17 protein-coding genes are annotated in these 21,548 nt (G+C 65.3%); 9 read left to right on the forward strand and 8 right to left on the reverse strand.

The features are described from left to right. The first annotated feature begins 11 nt into the window (after positions 1-11). The 8 genes from N826_RS19755 (at position 12) to N826_RS19790 (ending at position 10,624) form a co-directional block, all read left to right on the forward strand. On the forward strand, positions 12-1,829 hold the full coding sequence (locus tag N826_RS19755) for an extracellular solute-binding protein (protein ID WP_052831624.1): 1,818 nt from the start codon (positions 12-14) through the stop codon (positions 1,827-1,829). Positions 1,830-1,929: 100 nt separating this feature from the next. Next, a complete protein-coding gene (locus tag N826_RS19760; RefSeq protein WP_044431637.1) occupies positions 1,930-3,762 on the forward strand; it encodes an extracellular solute-binding protein in 1,833 nt (610 codons plus the stop codon). A gap of 43 nt (positions 3,763-3,805) precedes the next feature. Continuing rightward, the gene (locus N826_RS19765) at positions 3,806-4,918 is read left to right on the forward strand and encodes a microcin C ABC transporter permease YejB (RefSeq protein ID WP_044431639.1); all 1,113 of its coding nucleotides are present in this window, start codon (positions 3,806-3,808) and stop codon (positions 4,916-4,918) included. Further along, positions 4,918-6,066 (forward strand): ABC transporter permease, encoded by a 1,149-nt coding sequence (locus N826_RS19770; RefSeq protein WP_084720919.1) that lies wholly within the window; start codon positions 4,918-4,920, stop codon positions 6,064-6,066. Before N826_RS19765 ends, N826_RS19770 begins: the two co-directional genes overlap by 1 nt. Positions 6,067-6,100: 34 nt before the next feature. Further along, a complete protein-coding gene (locus tag N826_RS19775) occupies positions 6,101-7,723 on the forward strand; it encodes an ABC transporter ATP-binding protein (RefSeq protein ID WP_044431642.1) in 1,623 nt (540 codons plus the stop codon). A 251-nt stretch (positions 7,724-7,974) separates the two neighbouring features. Next, positions 7,975-9,186 (forward strand): pentapeptide repeat-containing protein, encoded by a 1,212-nt coding sequence (locus N826_RS19780; RefSeq protein WP_044431644.1) that lies wholly within the window; start codon positions 7,975-7,977, stop codon positions 9,184-9,186. 69 nt (positions 9,187-9,255) lie between these two features. Then, positions 9,256-9,579: a BrnA antitoxin family protein gene (locus N826_RS19785; RefSeq protein ID WP_044431647.1), complete on the forward strand. Its 324-nt coding sequence runs from the start codon at positions 9,256-9,258 to the stop codon at positions 9,577-9,579. Positions 9,580-9,697: 118 nt separating this feature from the next. After that, entirely contained in the window at positions 9,698-10,624 is a 927-nt protein-coding gene (locus N826_RS19790; protein ID WP_044431650.1) for a 2-hydroxyacid dehydrogenase, read from the forward strand. Here the strand turns inward: N826_RS19790 and N826_RS19795 are convergent, their stop codons facing one another. From N826_RS19795 to N826_RS19805, 3 genes are all read right to left on the reverse strand, one after another. After that, positions 10,625-11,461 (reverse strand): C40 family peptidase, encoded by an 837-nt coding sequence (locus N826_RS19795; RefSeq protein ID WP_044431652.1) that lies wholly within the window; start codon positions 11,459-11,461, stop codon positions 10,625-10,627. Then, positions 11,430-11,870, reverse strand: a complete 441-nt coding sequence (locus N826_RS19800) for a MarR family winged helix-turn-helix transcriptional regulator (protein WP_084720921.1) — start codon at positions 11,868-11,870, stop codon at positions 11,430-11,432. The genes N826_RS19795 and N826_RS19800 overlap by 32 nt, the downstream gene beginning before the upstream one ends. Before the next feature lie 80 nt (positions 11,871-11,950). Then, entirely contained in the window at positions 11,951-13,336 is a 1,386-nt protein-coding gene (locus N826_RS19805) for a leucyl aminopeptidase family protein (protein WP_044431654.1), read from the reverse strand. 206 nt (positions 13,337-13,542) lie between these two features. Here N826_RS19805 and N826_RS19810 point away from each other — a divergent pair, with 206 nt between their 5' ends. Continuing rightward, a complete protein-coding gene (locus tag N826_RS19810; RefSeq protein WP_044431656.1) occupies positions 13,543-14,187 on the forward strand; it encodes a glutathione S-transferase family protein in 645 nt (214 codons plus the stop codon). 6 nt (positions 14,188-14,193) lie between these two features. On the opposite strand, the gene N826_RS19815 is transcribed toward N826_RS19810, so the two are convergent. The 5 genes from N826_RS19815 to N826_RS19835 form a co-directional block, all read right to left on the reverse strand. After that, complete coding sequence (locus N826_RS19815) at positions 14,194-15,339, reverse strand: TAXI family TRAP transporter solute-binding subunit (protein WP_211099333.1); 1,146 nt, start codon at positions 15,337-15,339, stop codon at positions 14,194-14,196. A 186-nt stretch (positions 15,340-15,525) separates the two neighbouring features. Further along, positions 15,526-16,857: an MFS transporter gene (locus N826_RS19820; protein ID WP_044431657.1), complete on the reverse strand. Its 1,332-nt coding sequence runs from the start codon at positions 16,855-16,857 to the stop codon at positions 15,526-15,528. A gap of 44 nt (positions 16,858-16,901) precedes the next feature. Next, positions 16,902-18,710, reverse strand: a complete 1,809-nt coding sequence (locus N826_RS19825; protein ID WP_044431659.1) for an adenylate/guanylate cyclase domain-containing protein — start codon at positions 18,708-18,710, stop codon at positions 16,902-16,904. A gap of 76 nt (positions 18,711-18,786) precedes the next feature. Continuing rightward, positions 18,787-19,266: a peroxiredoxin gene (locus N826_RS19830; protein WP_044431661.1), complete on the reverse strand. Its 480-nt coding sequence runs from the start codon at positions 19,264-19,266 to the stop codon at positions 18,787-18,789. Between the two features lie 77 nt (positions 19,267-19,343). Next, positions 19,344-21,473 carry a protein-disulfide reductase DsbD family protein gene (locus N826_RS19835; RefSeq protein WP_084720923.1) on the reverse strand — a complete coding sequence of 710 codons (2,130 nt, stop codon included), beginning with the start codon at positions 21,471-21,473 and terminating at the stop codon, positions 19,344-19,346. Between the last annotated feature and the right edge of the window lie 75 nt (positions 21,474-21,548).

A 21,548-nucleotide genomic window follows, 5' to 3' on the forward strand; every position in this document is an offset into this window, starting at 1 on the left:
GTAGCGTCCTGATGAAATTTGCCTCCGCCATCGCGGCGTTCCTCATCCTCCTCGCGCCTGTAGCCCGGGCGGAGGAGAGTATCACCCGAACCCACGCGCTGGCGGAGTTCACGACGCCGAAATACGCCGAGGGTTTTCCGCGTTTCGACTACGTGAACCCCGATGCCCCCAAGGGCGGCGGCGTCGTCACGGCGGAGCCGGGCAGTTTCGACAGCCTCAACTCGATCATCCTGCGCGGGCAGGTGCCGCGCAGCATCGGCTTGATCTCCGACTCGCTGTTCGTCTCCTCGGGCGACGAGCTGGAAGTGGTCTACGGCCTGATCGCCGAAACCGCCGAGTACCCCGAGGACAAGAGCTGGGTCGTCTTCAACCTGCGTCCCGAAGCGAAGTTTCACGACGGCCACCCGGTCACGGCCGCCGACTTCGTGTTCGGCTGGAACGCGATCGAGCAGCACGGCCGTCCCTTCCTCAAGAGCTTCCTTGAGGATGTCGAGAAGGTCGAGGCGCTGGAAGAGCACCGCCTGAAGGTCAGCTTCAAGACCAGGGGCGAGATGAAGCCGCTGATCCGGGCCGCCAGCATCTTGTCGCCGGAGCCTGAACACTGGTGGACCGCCGACGGCCGGGACATCGGCAAGACGACGCTGGAGCCGCCGCTGACCAGTGGTCCCTACAGGGTCAAGGCGGTCGATCCCGGCCGTTCGATCACCTACGAGCGGGTGGCCGACTACTGGGGGGCGGACTTGGCCGTCAATATCGGCCAGAACAACTTCGACACCGTGCGGACCGACTTCTACCGCGACGACGACGTGATGTTCGAAGCGTTCAAGGGGGGAGCCTACGACTTCCGCCAGGAGAACAGGGCGCAGCGCTGGACGTCGGGCTACGACATTCCCCAGATCAAGGACGGCAGGATCGAGAAGCGGGCGATCGCCAACGAGCGGCCGTTCGGCGCGCAGGGCATCCGCTTCAACATGCGCCGGCCCCAGTTCAGCGATCCCAAGGTGCGGCTGGCACTGGCGTATCTGTACGATTTCGAGTGGCTCCAGAAGAACATCCTGTACGGCCAGTATCGCCGGGTGAAGAGCAACTTCCCTAACAGCGAGTTCGGGGCCAGCGGCCCGCCGACCCCGGCGGAACTGGAGATCCTGGAGAAGTACCGGGGCCGCGTGCCGGACGAAGTCTTCACGACCGCCTATGAGCCGCCCAGCACCGACGGTTCCGGCAACAACCGCGACAATGTCCGCAAGGCCATGGCGCTGTTCCGTCAGGCCGGCTACGAGACCCGCGACAACAAGCTGGTGAACGCGAAGACCGGGCAGCAGATGCGGATCGAGTTCCTGGACGACAACCAGTCGATGGTCCGTGTCATGCAGCCCTATGTCACCGGACTTCAGCGCGTCGGCATCGACGCCAATATCCGGATCGTGGACAGCGCCCAGCATCAGGCGCGCACCGACGATTTCGACTTCGATGCCGTGATGGTGTTCTTCAACTTCTTCCCGCCGCCCGGCACCGAGCAGCGCAGCTATTTCGGCTCCGCCGCGGCCGACGTGAAGGGTTCGGCCAATTATGCGGGTATCAAGGACCCCGTCGTCGATGCCCTGATCGAGGAAGTCATCGCGGCCAGGGACTACGACAAGCTCCAGGCGACCTCGCGGGCGCTCGACCGGGTGCTGCTGTGGCAGCACGCCATGATCCCGCAATGGTACAACGACCAGACCTGGATCGCGTACTGGACCAAGTTCGGCTGGCCGGACCGGAAGCCCCGCTTCGACACCGGCTTCCCGTCCACGTGGTGGTCGAAGGAGGAGAAGGCGGCCAGCCGTTGAGCCGGATCGGTCTTTTGGCCTTGATTTAAACGGATTCGGCTGCCAACGCTGAACTCCCGACACCATGTATCGGGAAGACCGCATGAGGGATGAGAGCCGGATGAAGAGACTGCTAGCCGCCGCCGTTTGTTCAGGATTCCTGATGCTTGGGGGCCTCCTGCCCGCTGCAGCGCAGGAGGCAGAACAGAAAGTCACCCGCACCTGGGCGATGGCGGAGTTCGGCGAGCCGCTCTACGGCCCCGACATGCCGCACTGGCCCTACGCCAACCCGGACGCTCCCAAGGGCGGTTCGGTCGTGCTGGGCGCCTTCGGCAGCTTCGACAGCCTCAACACCTATATCCTGCGCGGCCAGTGGCCGGCAGGCATCAGCTTGATCTCCGACGGACTGATGACGGGCTCGGGGGACGAGCTGTCGTCCGCCTATGGCCTGATCGCGGAGAACGCCGAGTATCCCGAAGACAAGAGCTGGATCGTCTTCAACCTCCGTCCCGAGGCGCGATGGCATGACGGCCAGCCGATCACCGCCGACGACTTCAAGTTCGCGTTCGACACGATCAAGCAGTACGGACGCCCCTTCCTCCAGAGCTTCTACGAGGATGTCAGCGGCATCGAGGTGCTGGACCCGCACAAGCTGAAGTTCACCTTCAAGACCCGCAACAGCATGAAGCCGCTGCTGACGGTGGCGCAGTCCTCGCCGCTGCCCCGTCACTGGTGGAACGCCAACGGCCGTGATATCACCAAGACGACGCTGGAGCCGCTGCTGGGCAGCGGCGCCTACAGGATCAAGGCGGTCGATCCCGGACGGTCGGTCACCTACGAGCGGGTTACGGACTATTGGGCAGCGGACCTGCCGGTCAATCGCGGACTGAACAACTTCGACCAGATCCGCTACGACTATTACCTGGACGACACCGTCCTGTTCGAAGCCTTCATGGCCGGGCGGATCGATTACCGCCAGGAAAACCGTGCGCAGCGGTGGAACCAAAGCTACGATGTGCCCGCCGTCAAGGACGGCAACCTGATCAAGCGGGTGGTGCCGGACGAGACTCCCAGGGGCACTCAGGGCTATATCTTCAACCTGCGCCGTTCGCAGTTCCAGGATGTCAGGGTCCGCGAGGCGATCAACCTGCTCTACGACTTCGAGTCGGTTCAGCGGACGCTCCTGTTCGGTGAGTACAAGCGGGTGAAGAGCTGGTTCCCCAATTCGGAATTCGGCGCCAGCGGCGCCCCGGACCCGGCGGAACTGGCTGTTCTGGAGAAGTACAAGGACAAGGTCCGCCCGGAGGTCCTGACCAAGGCCTACGAACCGCCGGTGACCGACGCTTCCGGCAACATCCGCAACAACCTGCGCGACGCGCTGCGGCTATTCCGCGAAGCCGGCTGGGAGTTGAAGAACAACAGGCTGGTCAATGCGGCCGGCGACCAGATGCGGATGGAAATCCTGCTGGTCAGCCCCTCGCTCGTGCGGGTGACCGAGCCCTTCGTCCAGAACGCGCGCCGCGCCGGGATCGACGCGTCGATCCGGGTGGTCGATACGTCCCAGTATCAGGTGCGCGTCGACGACTTCGACTACGACCTGCTGGCTGTATCGCTGAACTTCTTCCCGCCGCCGGGCGCCGAGCAGCGCAGCTATTTCGGTTCTGCCGCCGCCGATGTCCGGGGGTCCGCCAATATTCCCGGCATAAAGGACCCCGTCGTCGACGGCCTGATCGAGGAACTGATCGGAGCCAAGGACCTGCCAACCCTGGCCGCGACCAACCGGGCGCTCGACCGGGTTCTGCTGTGGGGCTGGTACCAGATCCCGCAATGGTACAACGACGAGTCCTGGCTGGCGTACTGGAACAAGTTCGGCTACCCGGAGAAGAAGGCGCGGTATTCGATAGGCTTTCCGGGAACGTGGTGGATGGCCGCCGACAAGCGGGCATCGCAGTAGGCGTCGCTGGACCTGAAACAGGCGTAAATCAAGGAACCCCAGGATGCTGGCCTACATCGTCCGCCGCCTGCTGCTGATCGTCCCGACGCTGATCGGGATCATGGTGATCAATTTCGTCATCGTGCAGTCTGCCCCCGGCGGTCCGATCGAACAGATGCTGTCCCAGCTTCAGGGGACCGGCGTGGACGCCACCGCGCGTATCGGCGGCACATCGGGCGGTTCCGACCTGCCGCCGCAGGCCCAGCAGTCGGGCGGAGGAGAGCAGTTCACAGGCCGGTACCGGGGCGCTCAGGGCCTCGACCCCGAGTTCATCAAGCAGCTGGAACAGCAGTTCGGCTTCGACAAGCCGATGCACGAGCGCTTCCTGAAGATGATGGGCGACTATCTGGTCTTCGACTTCGGCACCAGCTACTTCCGCGACCAGCGCGTGGTCGATCTGGTGCTGGACAAGATGCCGGTCTCGATCTCGCTGGGCTTATGGACGACGCTGATCGTCTATTTGATCTCGATCCCGCTCGGCATCCGCAAGGCTGTGAAGGACGGCTCGAAGTTCGATATCTGGACCAGCGGCGTCGTCATCGTCGGCTACGCCATCCCCAGCTTCCTGTTCGCCGTGCTGCTGATCGTACTGTTCTCCGGCGGGCGCTATCTGGATTGGTTCCCCCTGCGCGGCCTGACCAGCGAGGGCTGGGCCTTTATGCCGTGGTGGCAACAGGTCCTGGACTATTTCTGGCACATCACCCTGCCGGTGGTGGCCCTGGTGATCGGCGGGTTCGCCGGCTTGACCATGCTGACCAAGAACAGCTTCATGGAAGAGATCAACAAGCAGTATGTCATCACGGCGCGGGCCAAGGGGCTGAACGAGCGTCAGGTGCTCTACGGCCACGTCTTCCGCAACGCCATGCTGATCGTCATCGCAGGGTTTCCCAGCGCCTTCATCAGCATCCTGTTCACCGGGTCTCTGCTGATCGAGGTGATCTTTTCGCTGGATGGGCTGGGGTTGCTGGGATTCGAGGCGGCGATCAACCGTGACTATCCCGTTATGTTCGCCACGCTCTATTTCTTCACCCTGCTGGGACTGCTGATGAATCTGGCGGGCGATCTGGCCTATGTCGCGGTCGATCCGCGCATCGACTTCGAATCGAGGAAGACGTGATGGCGACGTCGTCGGCTACCGCATCGCCGCTCCCCCAGGACCGTTTCCTTGGCATGAAGATCACGCCGATCACCCGGCGGCGGCTTCATAACTTCAAGGCCAACCGGCGCGGCTTCTGGTCGCTGTGGATCTTCCTGATCCTGTTCACGCTCAGCCTGTTCGCCGAGTTCATCGCCAACGACAAGCCCCTGCTGGTCCGCTACGACGGTAATTTCTACGCGCCCGTCTTCACGGTCTATCCGGAAACCACCTTCGGCGGGGAGTTCGAGACCCAGGCCGACTACCGCGACCCCTTCGTCCAGGACCTGATAAACGAGAAGGGCTGGATGGTCTGGCCGCCGATCCGCTACTCGTATCGGACGATCAACTACAACCTGTCGGTCCCGGCGCCGGCTCCACCCTCGACCGAGAACTGGCTGGGCACTGACGATCAGGGCCGCGACGTGGTTGCCCGGCTGATCTACGGCTTCCGGATCTCCATCCTATTCGGGCTGACGCTGACCATCCTGTCCTCGATCGTCGGGATCGCGGCCGGCGCCGTGCAGGGCTATTTCGGCGGAACCACCGACCTGCTGTTCCAGCGCTTCATCGAAGTCTGGTCCGGTCTGCCGACGCTCTACCTGCTGATCATCCTAGCCAGCGTCGTGGAGCCGAACTTCTGGTGGCTGCTTGGGCTTCTGCTGCTGTTCTCCTGGATGAGCCTCGTCGGCGTCGTCCGGGCGGAGTTCCTGCGTGCCCGCAACTTCGACTATGTCCGGGCGGCCCGCGCGCTGGGGGCGGGGGACGCGCTGATCATGTTCCGCCACGTCCTGCCCAACGCCATGGTGGCGACGCTGACCTTCATGCCGTTCATCCTGAACGGCTCGATCACGACCCTGACTGCGTTGGACTTCTTAGGATTCGGCTTGCCGCCCGGCTCGCCCTCCCTTGGCGAGTTGCTGGCGCAGGGTAAGGCCAACCTCCAGGCGCCCTGGCTCGGCCTGACCGCGTTCTTCACCCTCGCGATCATGCTGAGCCTGCTGATCTTCATCGGGGAAGCGGTACGCGATGCCTTCGACCCGCGCAAGACCGTAGGGCCGCTGCCGGGCACCGGCTCCGCCTTGAAGCCGTCGGCAAGACCAGTGGCGAAGAAGGCCGCCGCCGAATGACGACACCAATAACTTGCCAGCAGGAACGCAGGTCATGAGCGAGCTTCTTTCCGTCCGCGACCTGTCCGTCGATTTCCGGCTTTCCGGCAGCACGATGCATGCGGTCAAAAGCGTGTCGTTCGACATCAAGCCGGGCGAGACGATGGCGCTGGTTGGCGAATCCGGTTCCGGCAAGTCGGTGACCGCGCTGTCGATCCTCCAGCTTCTGCCCTATCCCGTGGCGGACCACCCCGGCGGCAGCATCCGCTTCAAGGGGACCGAACTGGTCGGCGCCGACGAGAAGACCCTGCGCGAGGTGCGCGGTGACCGGATCTCCATGATCTTCCAGGAGCCGATGACCTCGCTCAACCCGCTGCACAGCATCGAGAAGCAGATCAACGAGACCCTGTTCCTGCACAAGGGCCTGACCCGCTCGGCCGCCCGCAAGCGGACGCTGGAACTGCTGCGGCTGGTAGGTTTGCCGGAAGCGGAAAAGCGCTTGGCCGCCTATCCGCACGAGTTGTCCGGCGGCCAGCGCCAGCGCGTCATGATCGCAATGGCGCTCGCCAATGAGCCCGACCTGCTGATCGCGGACGAACCGACCACCGCCCTCGACGTGACGATCCAGGCCCAGATCCTGGAACTGCTGAAGGACCTGCAACGCCGCTTCGGCATGGCGCTGCTGCTGATCACCCACGATCTCGGCATCGTCCGCAAGATGGCCGACCATGTCTGCGTCATGAACCACGGCGAGATCGTCGAGAAGGGCACCAACGCCGCCCTGTTCGCCGGCCCCAAGCACCCCTACACCCAGCGCCTGCTGGCGGCGGAGCCCAAGGGCAACCCGGCGCCGCCGCCGGCCAATGCGGCGGATGTCATGACCGCGCGCGACATCAAGGTCCATTTCCCGATCAAGAAGGGCCTGCTGCGCCGGACCGTCGATTACGTCCGCGCGGTCGATGGCATCGACGTGACAGTGCGGGAAGGGCACACGGTCGGAGTCGTCGGCGAATCCGGGTCCGGCAAGACCACGCTGGGGCTGGCGCTGCTCCGCCTCCACGCCAGCCAGGGCGCCATCCGCTTCGACGGCAAGGACATCCAGGGTTGGCAGTCCGCCAAGATGCGGCCGCTCCGCCGCGAGATGCAGGTAGTCTTCCAGGACCCCTACGGCAGCCTCAGCCCCCGCCTGTCGGTCGCCCAGATCATTGGCGAGGGGCTGAAGATCCATGGCATCGGCAGCGGCAAGGAACGCGAGGCGATGATCGCGAAGTCGCTGGAGGAAGTCGGCCTCGACCCGTCCAGCCGCAACCGCTACCCGCACGAGTTCTCCGGCGGTCAGCGCCAGCGCATCGCCATCGCCCGCGCCATGGTGCTGAAACCCCGTTTCGTCGTGCTGGACGAGCCGACCTCGGCGCTCGACATGTCGGTCCAGGCCCAGATCGTCGATCTGCTGCGCGACCTCCAGGTCCGCCACAACCTCGCCTATCTGTTCATCAGCCACGACCTGAAGGTGGTCAGGGCGCTGTCCAACGACGTGCTGGTGATGAAGGACGGCAAGGTGGTCGAGTCGGGTCCGACCCGCCAGATCTTCGAGGCGCCCCAGCAGGCATACACCCGCGCGCTGATAGCAGCGGCGCTCAACCTCGTGGCGGTCAAAACCGGCGACGTACGGATGTGAGGTAGCCCAGATCGTTTGTCCGCGCGGAGTTGTTGGGCCACAGCCCAACCTACCGGCTCCTTCTTCGTAGGTTGGGCCGTGGCCCAACAACTCCGCCATGGCTGAAAGTCGCCCGACAGGTCGGAACTTTCCCGAAAACCCTATCAACGGCTTCATCATGCTGCGCCGCAGCAAGTTATTATATGCTTAAGTAATTTGCCGGATATTACCCGGTGTCGCCTCCTCTCCAGGGCAGATTGCGTGGCTCACCGATGTCTAACCCGGTCACCGGCCACAGTGCCGATTATATCGCCGAGCTGAAGAAGCGCCTGAACTCTCACCGAAAATGGGTGAACGGCGTGCGTGGCGGCATAAACGCCGATCTCAGCTTCTACGATATGTCGCAGCTTCCGCTTGCCGGCGTGGCTTTGCGCAACGCCAAGCTCGTCGGCGCGAGTTTCGCCGGCAGCAACCTGTCCAAGTCAGACCTCAAGGCCACCGTCCTGATGATGGCGGACCTCGAAGGAGCCAATCTTTCCGGGGCCGACCTGCTGGGCGCCGACCTGCGCGGCGCCTGCCTCAACGGCGCCAATCTGGCGGAAGCCAACCTTGCCGGCGCCGATCTCCGCACCGGGTCGCTGGGAGCAGTCTCCACCAAGCGTCAGCCCCTTTCCGCAATGCCCCTGAGCCGGCGCACCGAACTGGTCGATGCCAATCTCAGCCGCGCGATCCTGGTCGGATCGAACCTGGGGAACTGCGACCTGACCGGCGCCGAACTGGTCGATGCCGATCTTTCCGGCGCCGATCTGACCGGCGCAATCCTGGTCTCGACCGATCTCTCGGGCGCCACGCTGAAGAACACGACGCTGGCGGGAGCGCTGCTGTGCGGCGCGCTGCTGGATGAAGAGACCATCGCCGACATGGCGCGGCACGGCATCAACCCGGAAGGCAACCTCGTCCCGCTGGGTGAGCGGCTGTTCGAACTGCTGTCGCTGCATCAGGACTGGCTCGACAGCGAAGGCCGCACCGGACAGCGGCTGGAACTCGACCTCGCCGACCTCAGCGGCGCTCCGCTGGGAGAGGTCGATCTGTCCGCCGCCAAGATCCAGCGCTGCAACCTCCGCAATGCCAATCTCTCAGGCACCAACCTGATGATGGCGGATCTCAGCTACTGCAACCTGACGGGCGCCGACCTGCGCGGCGCCAACCTGTCCGGATGCAGCCTGCGCCGGGTCAACCTGACACGGGCTACCCTGCTCGACAGCATCCTGCTGAGCGTCCAGGTGGCGGCGTCGGACCGGGCGTGGCCGACCAACCTGCAATACGCCCGCCTGAACGACGCCGACCTCCGCTGCCGCTCCGCCGACGGCGTCATCCTCCGCTTCGCCGACATGACCGGCGCCAAGGTCAACATGGCCCTTATGAAGGGCAGCGACACCAGCGGCGCCAAGATGCCGACGACAAGGGTACCGGCTGCCGTATAAGGATTGACGCGGCAAGACACACCTAGCGGAGAGGAAGCCGCCGCATCATCTCTGCGAGGAAAACGAACCATGCCGAACGACGCGCGTATCACCAAAGTATCGTTGAGCGACCTGAAGGCGAGGGACAGGAAGAGTAAGACCGATTGGGCCGAAGTCGATGCTCTGACAGACGAGGATATAGAACGTGCGGTTGCCGACGATCCCGACGCCGCCCCGATCCTCGACGAGGCATGGTTCAAGTCCGCTAAGCTGACCATGCCGGCCAAGAAGCTGATTTCGTTGCGCCTCGATGCCGATGTAGTCGATTACTTCAAGGGCGGCGGCAGCCGCTATCAGTCTCGGATGAACGCGATGTTGCGCGCTTTCATGGAACATAGCAGGAAGACCGGATAAGCGGAAAACGCACCCGTCGCCTTCTCACGCCTCATCGCAAGCATCGGCTTGCCGTATCGGGCAAGCTGTGAGAGGACTTTACGATTCTTGATTCGTAGAGTCCGAAGGTTTGCAGCCGATGGCGATCCTGTTCCTGTCCCCGTCCGATAGTTCCGCCGAATGGCTTCCGGAACTGCATCGCCAGCTTCCCGACCGCGAGGTGCGGGTATGGCCCGATATCGGCGATCCCTACGACATCGACTACGCCATGATCTGGCGCCCTCCGGCCGGCGTGCTGAAGCAGTTGCCGAACCTGAAGGTCATGCTGTCGCTGGGGGCCGGGGTGGACGGCGTCCTGAGCGATCCCGAACTGCCGGACCTGCCGCTGGTCCGCATGGTCGAGCCGGGGCTGACCGAGGGCATGACCGAGTTCGTCGTGCTCCAGGTGCTGCACTGGCATCGCCAGATGGAAGCCTACCGGGCACAGCAGCGCGACGGTGTCTGGCGGCAGTTGCCGCAGAAGCTGGCGCGGGAGCGTCGGGTCGGCATCCTCGGCCTCGGTGTCCTTGGGGCCGATGCGGCGCGGGTACTGACGGAGCTTCGGTTCGACGTGGCCGGCTGGAGCCGGTCGGCGCGGGACCTGCCGGGAATGACCTGCTTCCACGGCGCCGCCGGTCTGGCCGCCTTCCTGGCCCAAACCGAGATCCTAGTCTGCCTGCTTCCGCTGACGGAGGAGACCGCCGGCATCCTCAACTGGGAAACGCTGGCCGCCCTGCCGAAGGGCGCCTGCGTCGTCAATGTCGCGCGCGGCGGACACGTCAACGAGGCGGACATGCTGGCCGCTCTCGACAGCGGCCATATCACCGGCGCCAGCCTTGACGTCTTCGGCCAGGAACCGCTGTCGCCCGATCACCCGTTCTGGAGCCATGAACGGGTGATCGTGACCCCCCATGTCGCCGCCGTGACCCACGCCAGGACGTCGGTCGGTCACCTCGCGGAGCAGATCCGGCGGTTCGAAGCCGGAGAACCGCTGGAAAACCTGGTGGACCGCAAGCGAGGCTACTGATCAGGCGATCCTTCGCACGCCGGTAATCTGCGCGCCCCGCGCCACCACCTCGGCCAACGGCTCTTCCGTCACCATCATGTGGAAGGCGTTGGCGTGCAGCAGCAGGTCAGGCCCCGTCATGATCCCGACATGGCCGGGGAAGAAGACGATGTCGCCGCGCCGCAGGGCACTGACGTCTGCCACCGCCTCGCCGATCGCCTGCGCCTGCTGGTCGCTGTCGCGTGGCACTGTCAGGCCGGCGGCATCCAGCGCTACCTGTACGAGACCGGAACAATCCAATCCCATGCTGGTCTTGCCGCCCCACAGGTAAGGCGCGCCGGTCAGCTTGCGCGCCGTCGCCACATAGTCCGGTGCGACCTCGTCCAGCCCGGCCAGATGCTTCATGAAGACCCAGCCGCCCTGTTCAAGCTCGGCGAAGCCGTTGGTCTCGCCGGTCACCGCGACGCGGGAGGTCAGGCTAAGCACGTCGAGCGTCGGGCTTTTGAGATCCGGCTCCGGAAACAGGAACGTCCGGATGGCGCTGACCCGATGGGTCGGCACCGGGGTTTCGCCCCACAGCGTGTCGAGGCGCAGGTAGCCGACATAGCCGTCGGTCTCGATCTGGCCCCAGACCCAGCCGTCATGCTCCTCGTAGACGGTGACCGTTTCGCCGAACAGCGCCTGTGTCGTCTGGCGGGCCTCGAAGTCCGGCTGTGCCTTGACCGTTGCGAAGCCGGTACGAAGCTGGCACGGCACGCCTTCGATGAATCGTTCGGCCTGAACGAGGCCTTCCAGATGCGCCGCCGCCAGATCGGGGCGGTAAGGATTAGTCCGGGGATCCGGCAAGGACAAGCTCATTGGATGCATCCTCCGGCAAAGGTTGCGGTGGGATATCCACAGGGCCGGCCCCCGCTTCCACGGTAGCTTCCGCCATCGCGGCCTGCTGCGACGTCAGCACCAGCTGGGAGAATTCCGTCAGGAACACCGATCCCTTGACGGTGCGCTGAACCAGCACGTTCCGCCGGTCGGCGTCGTCGCGTTTGCGCCGGACGAAGCCCAGCCGTCCTAGCCGGTCGAGCGCCCTGCTGATCGCCGGCTTCGAAATGCTGAGAGTGCCGGCGAGTCCGCGCACCGTATGGGGCGGCGGCGTCAGGTAGACGGTCAGGAGCAGGGCTAATTGACGCGACGACAGATCCGGGCCGGCCTGTTTCACACTCGAAACGAGAACATTGCGCCAAAGATCGAGGGCTTGGAGCTTGTGAGGCATTTCGTGACTCCCGATACACCACCCGGACGTATCGGGTCGCAACCGGGAATCTGCCGAAACGATCCCTTTTGAGCAAGAGTTTAAGCGCTTTTGGCATAGCGGCTCTCCAAATAAGAGTAAACCGCACGCATACCCAAGGCTTCACCCCCTTCGGGCCGTCCCGGTTTGGACGACGGATTCCATGCCATGACGTCCAGGTGCGCCCAGGGTGTGGTCTTCTCGACGAATCGCTCCAGGAACAAGGCCGCAAGGATAGCCCCCGCGAACGGTCCACTTCCGACGTTGTTGAGGTCGGCCACCTTGCTGTCCAGCAGCTTGGCGTAGGGCTGATGCAAGGGCAGGCGCCACATCGGATCGGACTGCGACTCGGCCGCCTTCAGCAGCCCGTCAGCCAGGGCATCGTCGTTGCTGAACAGCGCCGGAAGCTCCGTGCCCAGCGCGACTCGGGCGGCGCCGGTCAGGGTGGCGAAGTCGATGATCACCTCTGGCTTGTCGTTCACCGCTTTGGCCAGCGCGTCGCACAGGACCAGGCGGCCCTCGGCGTCGGTATTGCCGACCTCGACGGTCAGCCCCTTGCGGGTCGCCAGCACGTCGAGCGGACGGAAGGCGTCGCCGGAGACGGAGTTTTCGACCGCCGGGATCAGCACACGCAACCGGACCGGCAGTTCCGCCATCATGATCATCCGGGCGACGCCCAGCACATGGGCTGCCCCGCCCATGTCCTTCTTCATCAGCAGCATGCCGCTGGACGGCTTCAGGTCCAGGCCGCCGGTATCGAAGCAGACGCCTTTGCCGACCAGAGTCACGCCCGGCGCGTCCTTGTCGCCCCATGTCAGGTCGATCAGCCGGGGCGCCCGCGTGCTGGCCCGGCCGACGGCGTGGATGGCCGGATAGTTCTTCTTGAGCAGGTCGTCACCGACGATCACCTTGACCTTGGCGTTGAACTCGTCGCCCAGCGTCTCGGCCGCTTGGGCAAGCTCCTCCGGTCCCATGTCGCTGGCGGGGGTGTTGATCAGGTCACGGACCAGATACGTCGCCGTGGCGATCCGCTCGACTTCGGCGCGGTCGGCCCGTTCCGGCCATGCCAGCGTCGCGAAGGTCTTGCCGTTGCCGGACTTGTAGCGGGTGAAGGCGTAGGTGCCCAGCGCCCAGCCAAGCGCCGCGCGCGTCGCCGTTTCACGGTCGAGATCGGCGTCGATATGATAATCGCCTGGGGGCAGCGATGCCGGAAGGCCGCCATAAGCCCAGAAGTCCGCCGCATCGATGCCGGCCAGCACGCGGGCGAAGCCGCCATCGGCGCCGGGCAGGAGCGCCGTCTTGCCCGGCTCCCCCTTGAAGCCGATGCCGGAGACCCAGGCGCGGACCGTCGCCGGCTGGCCGGACAGCCAGCTTTCCAGGCCATCCTTGGTTACGGGGGTGAGCGGAACCGAATCGGCGCCGGCGATGGGGCGCAGGTGGGTCAGCAAGTCACTGTTCCTTCATGGCGAGGACGGGTAGAAGCCACATATGCGGCCCAAGGATGCAATGTTCTCCAACATGGCCTGCCGGGCTGCCTCTGAAAAGCCTGAAGCGCCGGATGGCTTCATGGAGTATCCACAGGATGCTTTCAGCATGGGCTGGTAACAACTAATCTCCCGCGAAATCATCAATCCAGAAGAAACCGGCGGACAATATGAGCGATCTTACCCTCGTCATCGGCAATAAAGCCTCATCATCGTGGTCATTGCGTCCCTGGCTGGCGCTGAAGCAGATCGGCGTGCCGTTCGACGAGATCACCATTCCCCTGCGCCAGCCGGAAACCAAGGCCGAAATCCTGCGGTATTCGCCGGCCGGCAAGGTCCCGGTGCTGATCGACGGCGACCTGACCGTTTATGATTCGATGGCGATCCTGGAGTATCTGGCGGAAACCTACCCCGAGGCGGGGCTGTGGCCCGACGATCGGGGAGCCCGCGCCGTCGCCCGCTCGATCGCGGCGGAAATGCATTCCGGTTTCGTCGATCTGCGCCGGAACATGCCGATGGACGTGACCGACAAGCATCCGCAGGAGGGACGTACGCCCGAATCCCTGGCCGATATCGCCCGCATCACCCAGGTTTGGCGCGACGCCAGGGCCCGTTTCGGCGCCGACGGTCCGTTCCTGTTTGGCCGGTTCTCGGCAGCCGACGCCATGTACGCGCCGGTCTGCACGCGACTTGATACATATTGCGTCGAGCTGGACGAGGTTTCGCAGGCGTACGTCTCCACCGTGCTAGGCCTGCCCGCCATGCGCGAATGGTATGCCGCCGGCGCCGCGGAGCCATGGGGCGCGCTGCTCTGAGCTCGCCTATTGCGCCGGCGCGTCGTCGCGGGTGACCGGCTCTTCCGGGGCCGGGGCCTTCTCCAGGGGCGGCGCTTCCGGCTCGGCCGCCTGCTTCAGGACGCCGGCCTCCCGGTAGTAGCGCGCGGCTCCCGGATGCAGGGGAACCGCCAATCCGTTCAGCGCGTTGGCAAGCTGGATCGACGGCCCCTTGGGATGTCCGCTGTCTAGCAGCCGGCGCGTGTTCGGGTGCCACAGCGCGCGGGTGATGCCGTAGACCAATTCTTCGGGCACGTCGCCGCGCACCAGCCACTGGGCGCCGACGCCCAGGGTCCGGGTCGCCAGGACGCCTTCGTAGACGCCCTCGTCGATTACCGATTCGGTGAAGAAGGGCAGGTGCTCCTTCAGGCTCTTGCCATGCGGATCGTCGAACGACAGCAGCCTGACGGGAGTCCGCGCCGCGGCTTCCGCCACGGCCGCGACGGGATGGCCGCCTACGATGAAGAAGGCGTCGATATCGTGCTCGACCAGCCGGTCGCCGGCCGGACCGGGCTTCAGGTAGCGTGCCTCCATGTCCTTTTCGCCGAGGCCGTAAGCCTCCAGGATGACGCGTGCCTCGACCAGCGTGCCGGAGCCTTCCTCGCCGACCGATACCACCTTGCCGCGCAGGTCGCCGATGTTCCGAATATCGCTTTCGGCCCGGACCACGACATGCACCGTCTCGGTGTAGAGGTTGGCGATCGAGGTCAGTTGCTCGAAAGCCGGCTGACCCTTGTAGGGGCCGATCCCCTGATGCGCCCAGAACGCGATATCGGCCTGCGACAGCGACGATTCGAGCGTGCCGGTCCGCATCTCCTTCAGGTTCTCGACCGATCCCTGGGTCGCCTGCGCCACGGCGATCAAACCGGCAACGCCGCAGCTTCCGCCGCGGTCGCAGGGGCGAGATCCCGGTGGATTGCTGATCGCATTGGCAAGCATCCCGCCGACCGGGAAATACGTTCCTCCCGTCGTTCCGGTTCCGATCCGGAAGAATCGGATGTCTTCCGCACCGGCCAGGCTCGATCCCAGCAACAGCAGCGCCGCCGTCAGAAGCCCCGGCAAGGCACGCGCGGTCCAGGCATGCGGAAACGGGACGAAGCGGCGGAGCCGGTCGGCGAGTGAGGGGGGAAGCACGGCAAACGGCCTTCCAGTGGGGGTGCGGCGTCCTGAGTACGGAGCCGAATGGCTCCGCGTAACGTCATTTCACCAATTTTGATGCTATCGGCGTGTTCTCAATATGGCGCAAAGGCATTACAGGATTAATAACGTTGCCGAACGCTCGATTATTTCCCCAATTCGCCGTGCGGAAGCCCTGGATGGTCACTCCGCCGCCTCTGCCCGGGGGGTAGCATCGGAAATGGCTTCCGGTGCCGCATCGAAGTCGAAGGCAAGCTGCGCCGAATCTTCGTTGGCGGCTTCCGCGCGCGGGCTCAGCTCCATCGCGATGGGGGTGGTGGCGGTCTGCGGCATGGGCACGAAGACGCCCTGTTCCTCCAGCGGTTTCGCCTGCCGCGCCGTCATGCGATAGAGCGTGAACAGCGCCAGCATGCCCGCGATGGCGCCGATGTACAGGAACAGCCCGTTGAAGCCCGCCAGCCCCATCACGTGGGAAGCCAGGATCGGACCGGCCGCCGACCCGACGCCGAACATCAGCAGCAGGCCGGCGCTGGCCGGTACGACCTCCTCCAGGCGCATGAAGTCGTTCGCGTGGGCCAGTGCTATCGGGTAGATCGAGTAGGCCAGACCGCCATAAAGGCCCAGCATGATCGCGAAGATCAGGTTAGGGACGTCGTCGGCGAAGGCGAGCGACAGGGCCGCCGCCGACACCCCGGCGATGGCGCCCAGGAAGACCGTGCGGCGGTCGAACCGGTCCGACAGGCGACCCATGGGAAACTGCATCACGAAGCCGCTGAAGATCGCGACCATCATGAACAATCCCACATCCTCCACGCTGCCGCCGCGCGCCTGGACGTAGACGGGGCCCATGCTGCCGAAGGCGCCGTTGATCAATCCGGCTCCGATACAGCCGGCCACGCCCAGGGGCGAGATCCGGACGATCTCGATCATCCGCAGGCGCTTGGTGCCGACCGATCCGGGGGTCTGGGTCCGGCTCAGGGCCAGCGGCACCAGCGAAAGCGCCACCAGGATGGCGACCAGACTGAAAATCTGGAACCCGCCGGGATCGATCACCGTCAGCAGCGACTGGGATGAGCCGTAGGACAGGTAGTTGACCGTCATGTAGACCGACAGCACCTGCCCGCGCACCGTGTTGGAGGACGACGCGTTGATCCAGCTTTCCGTGATCGTGAACAGGCAGGCAAGGCAGAAGCCGGCCACCACGCGCAGCAGCAGCCAGACGATCGGGTCGATCACGATGGCGTGGACCAGCGCCGAGATCGCCGCAATGGCGGCGAAAGCGGCAAAGGCGCGGATATGGCCGACTCGCTCGACCACGACAGGGCCGCGTAACGTTCCAAGGACGAAACCGACCGAGTAAGCCGCCATGATCAGGCCGATCCGGTCGACCGGAAACTCCTCGATCCCCATGCGGACGGCAAGCAGCGTGGAGAACAGGCCGTTACCCAGGACCAGAATGCCGAGGCTGATCAGCAACGGCAGAATGGCGGCGAATACCTGCCGCAGATCCGACATCCACTCCTCCCGAAAGGGTTCGGCGCCACCCTTCCGGCAGCCCCTTAAGACAGAGCGGTATACGAATTAACCATGTCGGGAACAAGACGGCGAAAGCTGACCGGTGCCCCAAAACCCTTCAATTCCGCCGATTCCACCAAGGAATGCAACGGTGATATCACAGCCGAAACGACCGGATCGGATGCCAAACGATCGGACAGGACGATATCGCCGCCTTGACTCAACCCTTCCAGCCGCGCCGCCAGATTGACGGTGGAGCCGAAATAATCGAGCCGTCCATTCAGCGTGACGGCGACGCAAGCGCCGGAATGCAATCCCATCTTGATCGCCAGTCCTTCCGGCGGTGCGGACTGGATCGCCAGCGCCGCCCTGACCGCATCGGCCGGATCGGCGAAGGCCGCCATGACGGCGTCGCCGATGGTCTTGACGATGGCGCCGTCATGCTCCCGCACCGTCTTGGCAAGCACGGCGAAATGCTCCCGCACCATATGGAAGGCATGGGCGTCGCCGACCCGGTCGTAGAGCGCCGTCGATCCCTTGAGATCGGTGAACATCAGGGTGACGGTACCGATAGCCACCTCGTCGCCGGGCCGCAGCACCTCGTCCGAGAACATGTCGCGGAAGGCCTGCAAGGCCGTCACCTGATGCGCGGTCAGCGCATCCGCGACCCAGTCGCGCCGCTCCACCACCAGCGTCAGCGGATGGGACGCTCGGTTCTCCAGGCTCAGCGGACCAGGGGATGCCTGCGGGACGGCGCGGACCGTGTCGCCATCAGCGACGATCAGCGGAAAGCTGGCGGCGCCGGGTTCCCGCCAGTCCAGATCGACGGACCCGCCGGGCTCCAGGGTCCGCAGCCGCCACCATCCCGCCGGCAGGTCGACCGACAGGCTGCGGACCTCGCCCGGCTCCAGCGTCTGCTGGACATGGACGTGCGGCGTGGTCATCGGCCCGGCAAGGCAATACTCGCCTTCGGTCAACGGGCGGAGTGCCGGGGCGGGCTGGAAGGTCAGTTCGACGTTGCGGGTGAAGTCACGGCCGTAGTCGATGTTGCAAGATGGGCAATGGGCGCCGCTCGGCAGCCGGTCCAGCGTGGCGGCCGTCGCCTTCGCTCCTCGGCAGCGCGGGCACAGCAGGTTCCAGCGCAGCGTCAGCAGCCCCGTCTTGACGGCGCCCAGGCAAAGCTCGATCACCGGGCGCGGGGCCGAGTCCCAGCTACGGGCAAGCGCCAGCGGCCGGATCTGGAGCAGGTCGACCTCCTGCGCCGTCAGAAGATGGTCGGCCAGCCGCCGGGCCAATCCATGGCCGTTGCCGCTTTCCTCCAGCGCCGCCACCATGCCATCGATCCGCTGCGTCACTGCCGGATCTACCGGAGGCGCCGCATAGTCGAAGGGATGGGGCTTGGTGTCGGCGGCATGCGCAGCCGCTTCCCGGACCAGCTTTTCGGTCTTGGTTCCGAACTTGTCGAGAAAGCCCAGCCGCAGCAGCAGCCAGCCCAGCGGATTGGAAGGGGCCGCTTCAAGCGTATAGGAGACCTCGGTGCCGCCGCGCTCCGGCGTCAGCTTCAGGGTCGGGCTGACTGTCGAGAACGGCCCTTTGCGGAACCGCCTCGTCTGGGTAAAGCCATGGGGAGCAATCCATTGGAACGGCTCCTCCTCCCATTCCAGCCGGAAACCCCCGGCCGTGCCGCTTCCGATTCGCAGCACGGTGCCGTCGGGACGCGGGATTTCCTCGACCTGATACTTCGGCAGTCCCATGGCTTCGTTGAAGCGCGGCGTATCCGCCAGCAGCGGCCAAAGCCGTTCCGGCGGCTGATCGAACCACCAAACCCAAGTCCGCCGCTGCGCCTTAACCATGTTCCAGAGCCGAGTTCATTACATAAGGCCGCAACATTCGGGATACCGAGCACGCCGGCCCAGTATCCCGACCCGGTCAGATCGCCTTCAGGACGGCGTCGGCGCTGGAAACCTCGAACGCTCCCGGCGCTTCGACGTTCAGCGTCTTCACCACGCCGTCCTCGATCACCATGGCGAAGCGCTTGCTGCGCTGGCCCAGGCTGTAGCCGCTGCCGTCCATCTCCAGGCCCAGCGCCCGGGTCAACTCGCCGTTGCCGTCAGGCAGCATCGTGATCTTGTCGCCGACATTGGTGGACTTGCCCCAGGCTTCCATCACGAAGGGATCGTTCACCGCCATGCAGACCACGTCGTAGCCCTTGGCCTTGAACTCGTCGATGCGATCGACGAAGCCCGGCAGGTGCTTGGCCGAACAGGTCGGGGTGAAGGCGCCGGGCACCGCGAACAGGACGGCCTTCTTGCCGCCGAACAACTCGTCGGTGCTGACTTCCTGCATGCCGTTGGATGTCAGGTGCTTGAGCGTGACGGACGGAAACTTGTCGCCGGCCTGAATCGTCATGGTTGGGGCTCTCCCTTCGTGTAATTGGTATCAGAGATGTAGACCGGTGCGGCGTTCCGTCGCAAGGAGCATTCCACTCAACGGGCGCGATCCAGTGCCGCCAGCACGGCCGCCTCCGTCAGCAATTCCGGCAGGGCAACGCCGTCGGGGGCGCCCGGACCGTAGACGATGTTGAACGGGATGCCGTAGCGCCCATGCTCGGCCAAGTAGGACGATATCCGATCGTCGGGCCGGGTCCAGTCCGCCCGCATCGGTACGATGCCGGAACCGAACAGCCGCTCGGCGACGGTCCCGCGCGTCAGCACGAGCTTCTTGTTGGCCTGACAGGTGATGCACCAGTCGGCGGTGACATCGACGAACACCGTCCGCCCGGCGGCCACCTGCTCCCTGATCGCGGCCTTGTCGAACGGCGTCCATCGTCCGTCGATTGCGGCAGCCGCCTGCGATGCATGGCGGTCCAGCGCCATCGGCAAGCCGAAAGCGGCCAACGCAAGCACGGCCGCCAGCGCCCCGCCCGCGACTCGGGCACGGCCGGGCAGGCGCTTGCGGATCGCCAGGACCAGGACCAGGGTCGCCATCAGCGCGCCGACCGCCAGGGCCGCCGCGGGGCTGACCTGGACTGCCAGGACGGTGAGCAGCCAAACGCCGGTCAGGGCCAGCGTGCCGCCCAGTATCCGGCGCAGCACCAGCATCCAGCGGCCGGGGCGCGGCAGCCGCGCGGCCAGCGCCGGGAAGGCGGCCACCAGCAGGTAGGGCAGGGCGAGTCCGAGCCCCAGGGCCGCGAAGACGGCAAGGATCTCCAGCGGACCGCGCGCGAGCGCGAAGCCGACGGCGGTCCCCAGGAACGGGGCCGAGCAGGGCGTCGCCAGCAGCGTCGCCAGCGCCCCGGTAGCGAAGTGGCCACCCAGGCTGGTGGAGTGCTGCCCGCCCCCGTGATGTCCGCCCCCGTGATGTCCGCCCAGGGCCGCGTCCGCGATGGCGCGGGGCAGCGGAATTTCGAACAGGCCCCAGAGATTGGCGGCGAAGCCGGTGACCAGCACCACCATGAAGACCAGGAACAGCGGCTGCTGGAACTGGATTCCCCAGCCCACCGCCGAGCCCGTCAGCTTCAGCGCGATGGCAGCACCCGCCAGCACCATGAAGGAGAACAGGATGCCGGCAGCGGATGCCAGGAAGCCGGCGCGGATGTCCCGTGGAGCACTTCCGCCATGGCCGACCACCGACAGCAGCTTCAGCGACAGGACGGGCAGCACGCAGGGCATCAGGTTCAGCAGCAACCCGCCGATCAGGGCGAAACCCAGTATCGCGATCAGGCCGGGCACTCCGCCCAAACCCTGACTGACGCCGCCGCCTGCATTGACGGTAGCAACAGTTTCCAGGCTGCGGGCGCCGTCCACCAGCGTCAGCGTCATCGGCAGCCCGTCCAGCGGCACCGGCTGGCCGGAGGACGGGAGTGTGACGGTGATCCGCCGGTTGCCGTCGGCGAAAGCGACGCTAGGCGCTCCGAATACCGCGCCTGCGGCATTTTCGACGAACACGTCAGGATCGACGAACGGCTCGCGCGCCGTGGCGGCGACCTCCAAGCCCTTGCCGGAGGTCCGTACGCTCTCGATCCCAAGCCCGGATGCCGTGCCGTCTCCCGGCACGTACGACGCGAACCGGGCGATCAGGTTGGCGTCGGCGCCGCTCGACGCAGCCGGGCCGGCGGGTACTTGCAGGGTCAGGTCCAGGTGCTGGGGAACGCAGATGTCGCTGCATACCAGCAGATCGACGGAGGCCTTCAGATCGAGCGGCTGGCCCGCCTGAGCCGGCCTGGCAGTGATCGGAAAGACGACTTCGCCGTCGTATCCGAAGGTCTCGATCCCGAACAAAGTGAAGCGGTGCGGCGCCGGCCAGCGGAAATCGGTGCCGGCGAGGTTGCCGCTGCCGTCCCAGGACACCTGCGGCGGCAGGCCGGCATCGCCGGGGGAGCGCCAGTAGGTCTTCCAGCCCGGCTTCATCTTGAGATGCAGTCCGAGCGGGACACGGTCGAGCGTACCGGCGCCCTCTCCCGTACCTTCGACGGCGGCGATCAGCCGGCCCTCGACCGTGTCGGTCTGTTGCCACGGACCGCTGGCGCCATGGGCCGGCAGGTTGGCGGCGAGCAGCGCCGCCAGGAGCACGAAAAGTCCGGTGGCGACGCTGCGCAAGGTGGATTTGCTGATCATGGCGCTCGGATTTTGTGTTTCCATGCTCGGTATTATAGGTGGCAAGCCGTCGCAGGTGCTGTCACACTTTCGTCA

This window comes from Skermanella aerolata KACC 11604, assembly GCF_000936425.1.
Taxonomy (GTDB): Bacteria; Pseudomonadota; Alphaproteobacteria; order Azospirillales; family Azospirillaceae; genus Skermanella; species Skermanella aerolata.